This is a genomic window from Streptomyces sp. PTL18 (assembly GCF_059510295.1).
Genome location: NZ_JCAJZO010000007.1, coordinates 183,949 through 195,502 on the forward strand (window position 1 = coordinate 183,949; position 11,554 = coordinate 195,502).

10 protein-coding genes are annotated in these 11,554 nt (G+C 69.3%); 3 read left to right on the forward strand and 7 right to left on the reverse strand.

What is annotated here, in order from left to right; all coding sequences use genetic code 11:
- Nucleotides 1-18: 18 nt before the first annotated feature.
- The 5 genes from manB to AC5WS8_RS16170 all read right to left on the reverse strand — a co-directional run bounded on the left by manB (nt 19) and on the right by AC5WS8_RS16170 (nt 6,370).
- Nucleotides 19-1,119 (reverse strand): mannose-1-phosphate guanylyltransferase, encoded by a 1,101-nt coding sequence (manB, locus tag AC5WS8_RS16150; RefSeq protein ID WP_496104069.1) that lies wholly within the window; start codon nt 1,117-1,119, stop codon nt 19-21.
- 16 nt (nt 1,120-1,135) lie between these two features.
- On the reverse strand, nt 1,136-2,362 hold the full coding sequence (locus AC5WS8_RS16155; RefSeq protein ID WP_496104070.1) for a glycoside hydrolase family 113: 1,227 nt from the start codon (nt 2,360-2,362) through the stop codon (nt 1,136-1,138).
- Between the two features lie 20 nt (nt 2,363-2,382).
- Nucleotides 2,383-3,834 (reverse strand): glycosyltransferase family 2 protein, encoded by a 1,452-nt coding sequence (locus tag AC5WS8_RS16160; protein WP_496104071.1) that lies wholly within the window; start codon nt 3,832-3,834, stop codon nt 2,383-2,385.
- Between the two features lie 262 nt (nt 3,835-4,096).
- Nucleotides 4,097-5,464, reverse strand: a complete 1,368-nt coding sequence (locus tag AC5WS8_RS16165; RefSeq protein ID WP_496104072.1) for a glycoside hydrolase family 26 protein — start codon at nt 5,462-5,464, stop codon at nt 4,097-4,099.
- Between the two features lie 30 nt (nt 5,465-5,494).
- Nucleotides 5,495-6,370, reverse strand: coding sequence for a hypothetical protein (locus AC5WS8_RS16170; protein WP_496104073.1), 876 nt, complete (start codon nt 6,368-6,370; stop codon nt 5,495-5,497).
- A 318-nt stretch (nt 6,371-6,688) separates the two neighbouring features.
- Between AC5WS8_RS16170 and rplM the strand changes: the two genes are divergently transcribed.
- From rplM to glmM, 3 genes are all read left to right on the forward strand, one after another.
- Entirely contained in the window at nt 6,689-7,132 is a 444-nt protein-coding gene (gene rplM, locus AC5WS8_RS16175) for a 50S ribosomal protein L13 (protein ID WP_200418844.1), read from the forward strand.
- Between the two features lie 42 nt (nt 7,133-7,174).
- Nucleotides 7,175-7,687 carry a 30S ribosomal protein S9 gene (gene rpsI, locus AC5WS8_RS16180; RefSeq protein WP_496104074.1) on the forward strand — a complete coding sequence of 171 codons (513 nt, stop codon included), beginning with the start codon at nt 7,175-7,177 and terminating at the stop codon, nt 7,685-7,687.
- A 390-nt stretch (nt 7,688-8,077) separates the two neighbouring features.
- On the forward strand, nt 8,078-9,436 hold the full coding sequence (glmM, locus tag AC5WS8_RS16185) for a phosphoglucosamine mutase (RefSeq protein WP_496104075.1): 1,359 nt from the start codon (nt 8,078-8,080) through the stop codon (nt 9,434-9,436).
- A gap of 184 nt (nt 9,437-9,620) precedes the next feature.
- On the opposite strand, the gene AC5WS8_RS16190 is transcribed toward glmM, so the two are convergent.
- Entirely contained in the window at nt 9,621-10,568 is a 948-nt protein-coding gene (locus AC5WS8_RS16190) for a DUF389 domain-containing protein (protein ID WP_496104076.1), read from the reverse strand.
- 16 nt (nt 10,569-10,584) lie between these two features.
- Nucleotides 10,585-11,553 (reverse strand): type I pantothenate kinase, encoded by a 969-nt coding sequence (gene coaA, locus AC5WS8_RS16195; RefSeq protein ID WP_496104077.1) that lies wholly within the window; start codon nt 11,551-11,553, stop codon nt 10,585-10,587.
- Nucleotide 11,554 lies beyond the last annotated feature (1 nt).

The following is an 11,554-nucleotide window of genomic DNA, read 5'->3' on the forward strand; positions in this document are numbered from 1 at the left end:
GGCGGCCGGCCGGCTGCGTCAGTGGACCACCGGGCAGGCGACAGCCGTACCGCTGACACGCACCCCTTGGGCCGGAATGCGGATGCCGCACGACAGCCGCAGCTGGGCGGGCAGCTCGTTGTGCGCACCGATGTGCGAGTGGCAGCCCACCACGACCTCGTGGAGGACGGACTCGCTGCCGATCGAGGAGTCGTGGTCCACCACGGATTCGTGGATCCGGGCGCCCTCGGCGACGGTGACACTCGCGCCGATGATGGAGCGGTCGACGACCACGTGCGCCCCGACGACGGCGTGCGGGCCGATCGTCGAGCCGCCCGTGACCCGGGCGGTCGGGTCGACGATCGCCGTGGGGTGGATCAGGGCCTCGGCCGGCCGGCCCACGAGGGGTGAAGCCGCCTTGCCGGTGACCAGGTCGGCCGATCCGTGGACGAAGGCCAGCGGCGTACCGAGGTCGCGCCAGTACTCCTCGGTGGTGTGGCCGAACACGCGCCGTCCCTGGGCGACGAGTTGGGGGAAGGTCTCCTGCTCGACCGAGATCTCGCGGTCGGCCGGGATGGCGTCGAGAACGGACCGGGTGAAGACGTAGCAGCCTGCGTTGATCTGGTCGGTGACGCACTCCTCGGGCGTCTTGGGTTTCTCGAGGAAGGACAGCACCCGGCCGTCCTCGTCGGTGGGGACGAGGCCGAACGCGCGCGGGTCGGGAACCCTGGTGAGATGCAGGGTCACATCCGCTTCGCGCTCCACGTGTCGCGCCAGGATGGCGGGTAGGTCCACGCCGGACAGGATGTCGCCGTTGAGGATGAGGACCGGCTCGTCCGCCGAGCCGCCCCGCAGCATGCGCGCGGCGTTCCGGATCGCCCCGCCGGTGCCGAGCGGGACCTCCTCGACGGCGTAGGAGATCTGCAGATCCTGAGTGAAGTCCTTGAACTCCTCCTCGAAGAGGCTGGCGAGGTAGGAGGTGGCGAACACCACGTGCTCCACGCCCGCGTCCATCAGCTTGGCTATCTGGTGCCTGATGAAGGAGGAGCCCGCGACGTTGAGCAGCGGCTTCGGAGTGTGGTTCGTCAGCGGGCGCAGGCGAGTTCCCTTGCCGCCCACCAGGATGATGGCTTCTTGCATGATTGCCTTCGCTCGGTCAGTTTGTGGTGGCGGTGCCGGGTCCTGCGTAATCGGAGGTGAAACAGGACTTGATGGCCTTCTCGGTTTGGGGGCGGCCGGCGAAGTCCAGACGGGATGCGGTCTTGTCGTCCGGCGGTGTGTTGGGGTCGTCGTCGAACCAGAGTGACCACCAGTAGACGCCACCCATGTGGCGCTGCTGGACGACCTTGCAGACCGCGGAGTACCAGTTCGCCTGGACCTGCGTGTTGACGGCGTGCCTGGCGTAGAAGTCGCCGGGGGAGTGGTAAGCGCCCTTCATGGCGCCGATGCCGGCCTCCGAGAGGGTGATGTGGGGGAGGGCGCCGGTCGACTTCTTGTCGAGCCACTGGTCCCATCCCCGCACCAGCCGGTCCACGGGGGCGGTGTCGGGCACCTTGACGGGGAAGTAGGCGTCGATACCGAGATGGTTGACCGGCATGTTGATGCGGCTGGTGGCGTACTTGTCCCAGTTGGCGTCGTAGCCGACGTCGCCGGAGAAGGTCTTTTCAGCGAAGGTGACGAGCGCGTCCCAGCCGGGGTCGCCCTCCATCGAGTTGAGCTCCGTGCCGATGACGAAGGAGTCCGCCTTCTGCTCGTCGGCGGTCTTCAGATACGGGGTGAGGAACGTCCGGTAGGAGCGGAACCAGGCGGAGCGGGACGCGGGGGCGATGCTGCCGCGCCAGCCGGTCGGCGGGTTCAGGGACGCCTCGTCCATGACGGGCCGAACCGTCGTACGGAACCCGGCGTCCTTGAACACCTTCAGGACCCGTCCCAGCCGCTCGGGGGACGGGGTCTTGGCACCGGCCGACGTCACGTCGGAGGCGAGGCCGCCGGTGAAGAAGGGGAAGGAGAGGGACACCGAGTTGGCGCCCAGGCCGATGAGGTACTTCGCCTGCTTGCGGGCCTGGTCATCGATGAACACGTCGGATCGTTTGTTCTTCTCCTCCTCCCAGTAGATCTGCACGCCCCACTGCGGCATGCCCGGCTTCCACGGCTTGGTGACCTCGAGGGTCTCGGCGGAGGAGTGCGGGGACGAGGTGGCCGTCCCCCGGGAGGTGCCCCGGTGCTCGGTGGTGCCGGTCCCGGAGTCGTCCAGGACGATCCTGGGCATGGCGGAGCCCGCTTCCCAGCGCACCGGGTGGTCGCCGACGACGAAGGGGGCACCCAGCACGACGGTGAGGACGGTCACCGGAAAGATGGCGAGCAGGGGAAGTCGCGAACGCATGTCAGTTGTCTTCCGGGTGGTCAGGCGGGCTTGGCGATCACGACGAACTTGTTCTCCTCGCGGCGGACGAACTTCATGAAGCCCTTGAAGCCGCCGAGTCCTTCCAGCACGGAGAAGACGGGGATGAGAGCGACGACGACGATCGGCTCCCACCATTTGCGCCGGCCGCCGACCGACGCGAGTGCGTTCAGCCGCAGGCCTTCCCAGTAGGTCCAGATGACGTAGGCGAAGTTGAGGGCCCACAGGATGACCACCGACTGGGTGACCGGCGAGGTGTTCATGTCGTTGATGAGCCAGCCGAAGAGCAGCACGGCGGTGATGTGCTGGAGCGGACCGAGGATCCAGGTGGCCACGCAGATCGACAGGAACCAGCGGTAGCGCCAGGGCACAGCCTTGTTGAAGCAGAGTGCCACCAGGCCCCAGGCCCACCTCTCGCGCTGCTTGACGAAGTCGGCCGAGGTGGCGGGGGAGGCGCCGTAGCAGCGGCCGTTGAACCAGTCGCTGCGGCCGGGGTACTTGCGGCAGAAGGTCAGGGCGAGGCGGGCGTCCTCGACGATCTCCTTGGGGCCGAAGTCCCAGCCGATGGTGGCCTCGACGGAGGCGCGCAGCACCAGCAGCTCGCCGTGTACACCGGCGGCCGGAGTGCCCATGCCGGTCAGCGCGCGGAAGCGGGCGATGTCGTCGGCGGGGCGCACGGCGTCTGCGAGCCAGGTGAAGGTGTTGACCGCGTTCTCGCGGGGATACGTGAGGATCCCCTGGGCCATGTGCTTGGCCTCGTCGGGGTGGGCGCGGCGCTGCCGGTTGATGAACTGGGCGAGGGAGGAGGCGGTGTCGGGGCCGACCCCGGTGTCGTCGTCCATGTGCAGCACCCAGACATGGTCGAGGGCCTCGCCCTCATGGATGCGCAGTTCGTGGGCGTAGTGGTTGGCACGGGCCTTGAACCGGGTCCCGTTGGCGGGGACATAGTCCTTGGGCACGGTGACCACGCGGATCAGCGGGTGGGAGTCGGCGAGCCGATCGATCGCCTCGGCCGCCTCGCAGCCCTCTTCGGTGAGTACGTCGACCCGCATGTACGGGAACCACTCCGGCAGGTGCTCGACGTACGAGAGGACCGAGCGCTCGAGCGCGGGGTAGGTGTCGTGCCGTCCGATGGTCGGCACGAGGGCGATGAGGAAGTCCTGCTCCGCGGGAGCCGGCGGGGTCATCCTGTCGATGTGCCGCACCCGGCGGCGGATGAGCAGGGCGCCCTGGATGCCGACGAGGACACCGACCACCGGCAGGGACCAGACGACCGTGAGGGCCCAGCTCAGCGGCGAGGAGCTGGGCCGGTAGGACCACAGTCCGAAGACGACCAGCAGGACGAACGGCAGGAGGAAGGGCAGGATGCCCGGTTTCCAGGACGCGGTGCGCTGCGCGAGCTTGGTGCTGTGCCGTGACTGCGGCGCACCCCCGTGGGCAAGTGTCGATGCCATGCGGACTGCGGAACTCCCGTGAGATCGGTGGCGCGTCGAGGAAGCGGCAGATCTCGGCATGACGCATCAAGGGCGTCGCGCACTCACACTCCGGGTTCTACGCCCCCCCGACGCCTTCTTCGGCGTCTCGGCCGCTGCCCTCAGATGCCCCCCCAGGCGCCAGGATCGTCGGCCGAACAGATGAGTGATGCTTACACATTTTGGGATGGTAAGAAAAGTCCATGTGAATCATGTAGTCAGAAGTTAACACAACGATCAACGATTAGTGATCGCGAGTGACTGGTTGTGTCCATTCATCGCCGCTGATCACCCTGGATGACCCGTAAGTTCGTTTGACGTCGGTCGTGGTGTTCTTGCCCCGGGGCGAGGAGAGGTTGTCGTAGGTCAGCGCTTGGCCCCACACCGTCCACAACACCCAGGGGGTCCGGGCCAGGGTGTCCGGCTGCGCCGCGTTGAGCGGCACGTGGAAGGACTCCGCGATGATCCGGGGCCTGCCGTACCGCTCCAGGCCGCGGTACCAGACCTCGGTCCAGGCCCCCGTGCCGAAGGGCTCGGCAGGGGTGTCGCTGTAGTCGTCGACGCCCACGACGTCCACGTAGCGGTCGCCCGGGTAATAGGGGTGGGGCTCGTGTCCGTAGGAACCGTCCCAGGAGTTCGGCGCCCAGACGAAGATCAGGTTGTGCAGGCCGCGCCGTCCCACCAGGTAGTCGTAGGTCACACGCCAGAGCTGCCGGAACGCGGCCGGGTCCTGGCCCGCCCACCAGAAGCCCCTGCCCGGTGTCGTGTTCATCTCGTGGTACAGGCGCAGCAGCACCGGCACGCCACGGTCGGCGAGGTAACCCAGGTGGTCGGCGAGGTACCCGAGGTCGTGCAGGAGCAACCGGTGCTCGGTGCTGCCCGGGGCGATCACCCGGGCGAACCAGCCGGGGTCCTGCGCGGCGGGCGAGGTGCGGTGCAGCGTCTGTGCGAAGCCCTTGACAGGGCTGCCCGGATACGGCTGGTGGAAGGAGAACCCGACGATGCCCGCCTGACCGCCTCCGGTGTGCGGCAGCGAGACATCGGTGCCCGAGGCGCAGTCCCAGTGTGTGCCGGAGGGGTGGTAGGAGCCGTCGGCCGGCCGGGGCAGACCAGCCCACACGCCGACGGCCAGGTCCACGGCGTCCTCGGCGTACCCCCACATCCGGCGGCAGCTCGGCCAGGAACGCGAGTACGAGCGGGCCTCGCCCACCGCCCACCCCGGCTGCCCGTAGCCGGGACCGAGGTCGAGTTCCACGAAGCCGGGCAGCCGTCCGGTGATGTCTTGCGCCTTGCGGTAGTAGTAGCCCGGCTGCTTGGTGCCTCGATAGTCGCCGTACTCCGGGTTGTACCGCTCGTTGTGCAACTCCACGTGCTGGCCGATCACCGTGCGGCTCGGCCGGCCGCGGCGCGCGTTGTTCTCCAGTCCCGCCAGCATCGCGTACACCTGGCGTGCGGCGGGCGTCGCCTGCGGGTCGCGCTCCCGCAGGTCGGTCGGGACCGGAGCGGCTCCCCGGTTCTTCGGTTCGCGCTCTTCCGAGTAGGCCCACAGCGTCAACGGCGCCACCACCGCCGCCCCCGCTGCGGCCCCGATCAGCCTGATTCGTCCCCGCAACCGCATGGCGCTAGGCCGCCGTGTGCCGGTTCACTGGTTGGCGGCCGCCGACGCCTGGGCCTCGCCGCGGCGGCGGATCTGGCGGAACGCGAACTCGGCCAGGTCGTCGCCGGCCTGGAAGACCTTGGCGTCCTTGGTGGTCACGTTCTTGCCGTCGGTGAATCCGGCGAGCGTGAAGTACGCGTAGCGGCCGTAGGCGTTGGTCGTGGAGCGGCAGACCGCCGTCCGGCAGAAGGTGGGCACACCCTTGCCGGTCAGCGAGGTGATGATGCTCTTGGAGTCCACCTCCTGCCTGGCCTTCGTGGCCTTGGCCGCCGTGTCGAAGAGAGCCACGCCGACCGTGACCGCGACGCCGTCCTTGCTGTAGGTGGCGCGGATGACGCGGGTGCAGCCGTTCTTCGTGAGCACCGCGGGCAGGGTGCCCTGGGCGGCCGACGCGCAGTTCGTGGTGGAGGCGGTGGGGCCCTTCTTGTAGACGTTCGTGCCCATCGTCAGCTGGGTGCCGGGGAACAGCGTGTCCGCGCTGATGGGGGCCGTGTCCTTCGTGGCGCTGGATATGAAGTCCATCGGGTTCAGCGGGGGAGGGGCCGAGGTCGGCGCGAAGGACGGGGCGGCGTCGGCGCTCTCACTGGGGATCTGCGCGGTGCTGGGCAGGGCGCTGGCCGGTCTGTTCGAGGCCCCGCTGCCGCCGCCCGCGGACACCACCGCCACGGCGACGGCGGTACCGACCCCCACCGTGGCCAGGGCGCCGCCGACGATCATCAGCAGCCGCCGCCGCTTGTTGCGGGCCTCCGAGGCCTCGGCGAGCGCGGCCCAGTCCGGCGAACCGCTCTGACTGCCCCACTGGGGTTGCTGGGAACTCGGTTTCCAGGGATCCCACTGGGGCTCCCCCTGCCCATAACTCATGCGGCGCATCTTAGACGGGCCACCGGCACGCTTGTTCCCTTTCGGTAACCCCGACAGCAACCGCACAGCCGCCGGCCCCGCGGCGCCACCGTGGCCGAGCCCCCGTTTTGACCCTTCTCGGGCCCGCCGTTATCCTGGCTGTTCGTTGTGTGTATTGGCTTGCTCATTCTCACGTGAGGGGCCCTTACACCGGTCCACCGGGCCGATGACCAGCGACCAGCACGCGGCTTGCGTCACCGCTGTGCGGTCAGGGCTGTCGTGATCGTCTTCGGTGGGACCTTGTCAGGAACCTCACTGAAGAAGCGAAGGCTACGAACCGTGCGTACGTACAGCCCCAAGCCCGGCGATGTGACGCGTCAGTGGCACGTCATCGACGCGCAGGACGTCGTCCTGGGCCGTCTCGCCACCACCGCCGCCACCCTGCTGCGTGGCAAGCACAAGCCCATCTACGCGCCCCACGTGGACGCGGGTGACTTCGTCATCATCATCAACGCGGACAAGGTCCACCTGTCCGGCAACAAGCGGACCCAGAAGATGGCGTACCGCCACTCCGGCTACCCGGGTGGTCTGCGCTCGATCCGCTACGACGACCTGCTGGCGAACAACCCCGAGAAGGCCATCGAGAAGGCCGTCAAGGGCATGCTCCCCAAGAACTCCCTGGGCCGTCAGATGCTCTCGAAGCTGAAGGTCTACAAGGGTGACCAGCACCCGCACGCTGCCCAGCAGCCGGTGCCGTTCGAGATCACCCAGGTCGCGCAGTAAGTCCGGCCACCCCCTAAGACTGAAGAGAATCTGAGGAGAATCGTGGCCGAGACCACTGCCGAGCAGCCGCTCGAAGAGCTTGACATCGACAGCTACACCACCGAGACCGAGGTCCCGCTGGAGGGTGAGTACACCTCCGAGTCCCTCGCCTCCCGGTTCGGTGAGCCCCAGCCGGCCGCCGGCCTGGGCCGCCGCAAGAACGCCATCGCCCGCGTCCGGATCGTCCCGGGCACCGGCAAGTGGAAGATCAACGGGCGCGCGCTCGAGGACTACTTCCCGAACAAGGTGCACCAGCAGGAGGTCAACGAGCCCTTCAAGGTGCTCGAGCTCGAGGGCCGCTACGACGTCATCGCCCGCATCGCGGGTGGCGGCGTCTCCGGTCAGGCCGGTGCGCTCCGTCTCGGTGTCGCCCGCGCCCTGAACGAGGCGGACGTCGACAACAACCGCGGTCCGCTGAAGAAGGCCGGCTTCCTGCGTCGTGACGACCGTGCGGTCGAGCGCAAGAAGGCCGGTCTGAAGAAGGCCCGCAAGGCTCCGCAGTACAGCAAGCGCTAATCGCGTCCGCTGGTCACGGCGGGCGACCTTCTGCCTGCTGTGCGCATGCACGCATCGCCCCGGCAGCACGTTTCGTGCCGCCGGGGCGGTTCGTTTACGGGGGACGGTGCTTATCACCGGCTTTTTGAGCTTATGGAGCAATCCCGACAGTCCTGGCAGGGGCTTCGGGGAAGCCATGAGAGGACAGGGTCGCGGGCGCGTGGGCCGGTGGGACGTACATCCACGGAACACACGTCGGCGGCACACGGGCCCACAGGACGTATGTTCGTGGGACGTGCGGGAGCGGGATCACGCCTACGGGGGATTCCGTCGGCAGGACACACGTATTCCGCCCCTGTCCGGACACTCGGCCTGAGCCGCACATTCGCAGCAAGTTCGGAGGACAGCACAGTGGGACGACTCTTCGGCACGGACGGCGTGCGCGGTGTCGCCAACGCGGATCTCACAGCCGAGATGGCGCTCGGCCTGTCCGTCGCGGCGGCCCATGTGCTGGCCGAGGCGGGCACGTTCGAGGGCCACAAGCCGAAGGCGGTGGTCGGGCGGGACCCGCGTGCGTCCGGGGAGTTCCTGGAGGCCGCCGTGGTCGCCGGTCTCGCCAGCGCAGGCGTGGACGTGCTGCAGGTCGGCGTGCTGCCCACCCCGGCCGTCGCCCATCTGACGGGCGCGCTCGGCGCGGACCTCGGCGTGATGCTGTCCGCCAGCCACAACGCCATGCCCGACAACGGCATCAAGTTCTTCGCCCGCGGCGGGCACAAGCTCGCCGACGACCTGGAGGACAAGATCGAGGCCGTGTACGAGGAGCACCGCACCGGCGCCCCCTGGGACCGGCCCACCGGGGCCGGGGTCGGCCGTGTGACCTTCTACGACGAGGGCCTCGACCAGTACGTGGCCCATCTCCTGGGCGTTCTGCCGAACCGTCTCGAAGGGCTGAGGATCGTCCTCGACGAGGCGCACGGCGCCGCCTCCCGGGTCTCGCCCGAGGCGTTCGCGCGCGCGGGCGCCGAGATCGTCACCATCGGCGCGGAGCCGGACGGCCTCAACATCAACGACGGCTGCGGATCCACCCACCTGGGCAAGCTCAAGGCCGCCGTCGTCGAGTACGGGGCCGACCTCGGCATCGCGCACGACGGCGACGCCGACCGCTGCCTCGCCGTGGACCACACCGGCGAGGAGGTGGACGGCGACCAGATCCTCGCCGTGCTCGCGCTGGCGATGCGGGAACGCTCCGCGCTGCGCTCCGACACGGTCGTCGCGACGGTCATGTCCAACCTGGGCTTCAAGCTGGCCATGGAGCGCGAGGGCATCCAGCTCGTGCAGACAGCGGTCGGCGACCGGTACGTGCTGGAGGAGATGAAGGAGAAGGGCTACGCGCTCGGCGGCGAGCAGTCCGGCCACGTCATCGTCCTCGACCACGCCACCACCGGGGACGGCACGCTGACCGGCCTGCTGCTGGCCGCGCGGGTCGCCCAGACCGGCCGTACGCTGCGGGACCTGGCCTCCGTGATGGAGCGGTTGCCGCAGGTGCTGGTGAACGTGCCGGACGTGGACAAGTCCCGGGTCGGTTCGTCCCCCGACCTGGCCGCCGCCGTGACCGAGGCGGAGCGGGAGCTGGGCTCGACCGGGCGCGTGCTGCTGCGGCCGTCGGGCACGGAGCCCCTCGTACGGGTCATGGTCGAGGCCGCGGACATCGACCAGGCGCGGTCGGTCGCCGGGCGGCTGGCCGACGCGGTGAAGTCGGCGCTCGGCTAACCGGTGCTGCGCCCGGAAGGGCTCACCGGGGACCGGAAGGGCTCACCGGCTCGCGACGCCCGGCGCGGCACCTCGCCGCGTCGTCGCATCACCCGAGTGCATCCGGTACGCGGGCGATGCTCCGCCTTGCGATGCACCGCACCGGACGCCGCGAGGTTTCCGGGGAACCCTTCCGGCCACGGCCCTACAGACGCCTCGTCCTGAGGGACCGTCCGCGCTGCCCGGCCCAGATCCACTTCTGGGCCAGCAGCGTGAGCGTTCCCGCCAGCACGATGCCCAGCAGGTTCAGCAGCAGTTGTTCCGCGGAGCCCCACGCCTGGCGGTACTCGTCGTAGGCGAACGCCACCGCGGCGTTCGCCGCGGCCGGGACCGTGGTCACCGAGATGGCGACGCCGACCAACGCGCCCGACTTCGCCGACGTCAGGGACAGGGTGCCGGCGGCACCGGCGAGGACGGCCACGACGAAGGAGAACGGGTCGGGGCGGTAGATGAAGTTCGTGTTGGGGCGCGCGGCATCCAGCCCGCCCCGGCTGAACAGGTCGATCGCGTCCATGAAGTGCGTGAACCCGACCGTCACCAGCATCGCCACCGCGAACCCCACCAGCAGCGCGGTCAGCGAGCGCAGCGCCAGCCGGGGCGCCCGCTGCACCAGCGCCGTGGCGATCCCCGCCAGCGGCCCGAACTCCGGGCCCACCGCCATCGCGCCCACGATCAGGATCGCGTTGTCGAGCACCACACCGCAGGCGGCGATCATCGTGGCCAGCGTGAGGAACGCGAGGTACGTGATCGACAGCGTCGACTCCTCGTGCGTGGCCTCCGCCAAGTGCTCCCACAGCACCGCGTCAGCGCCCTCGCCCGGGGCCTCGGCCTCGGCCTTGTCGGCCCGCTTGGACAGCGACAGGTCGATGTTCTCCACGGCTATGGAGCCGGTGCTCTCGAGGTCCAGCTCCTGCAGTGCGCCGAGGAGTTCGTCCGCGGCCTCGCGCGCCACGTCGCACATCACGACGTCCCCGAAGGGGTTGCGGGCGGCACCCGGCAGGACGACGAGGTGCGTGGTGCCGATCGTTCCCTCGATCAGGCGCACCACCTCCGCCGTCCGCTCGGCCGGGGTGATCAGGCGCAGATGCAGCATGCCCGCAGGGTAGCCGTCACAGTTTCCGCAGGCTCAGCCGCTGCACCTTGTGGTCCGGGCCCTTGCGCAGCACCAGGGTGGCGCGGCCCCGGGTGGGGGCGATGTTCTCCACCAGGTTGGGCTTGTTGATGGTGCGCCACATGGTGCGGGCGTAGTCGAGGGCTTCCTCCTCGGCGACCTGGGTGTACTTGCGGAAGTACGAGGACGGGTCCTGGAAGGCGGTCTCGCGCAGCTTGCGGAACCGGCTGAGGTACCACCGCTCGATGTCCTCGGTGCGGGCGTCGACGTACACGCTGAAGTCGAAGTAGTCCGCGAGACCGACCCGGGTGCGGCCGTCCTGGCCGGGCAGGGCGGGCTGGAGGACGTTCAGGCCCTCGACGATCAGGATGTCCGGGCGGCGCACGGTGAGCTTCCGGCCCGGGATGATGTCGTAGATCAGGTGGGAGTAGACGGGCGCGGTGACCTCGTCCTTGCCGGCCTTGATGTCGGCGACGAAACGCGTGAGCGCGCGGCGGTCGTACGACTCGGGGAAGCCCTTGCGTGACATCAGGTCGCGGGCCTGCAGTTCCTTGGTGGGCAGCAGGAAACCGTCGGTGGTCACCAGTTCGACGCGCGGGTGTTCCGGCCAGCGGGACAGCAGGGCCTGGAGGAGACGGGCCACGGTGGACTTCCCGACGGCGACGGAGCCGGCCACCCCTATCACGAACGGGGTCCCCGACTGGGAGCCCTGCTCCCCCAGGAAGGTGTTCAGGGCGCCGCGGAGGCCGTCCGTGGCGCCGATGTAGAGATTGAGCAGCCGGGACAGCGGGAGGTAGATGTCCCGCACCTCTTCGAGGTCGATGACGTCACCGAGACCGCGCAGCTTCTCCACCTCCTCGGCGGTCAGCGGCAGCGGCGTCTTGTCGCGCAGCGCACTCCACTCGGTACGGGTGAGGTCGACGTAGGGAGTCGCCTCCGGCCTGGGCCGGTGGGCGCTCCGGGGCATC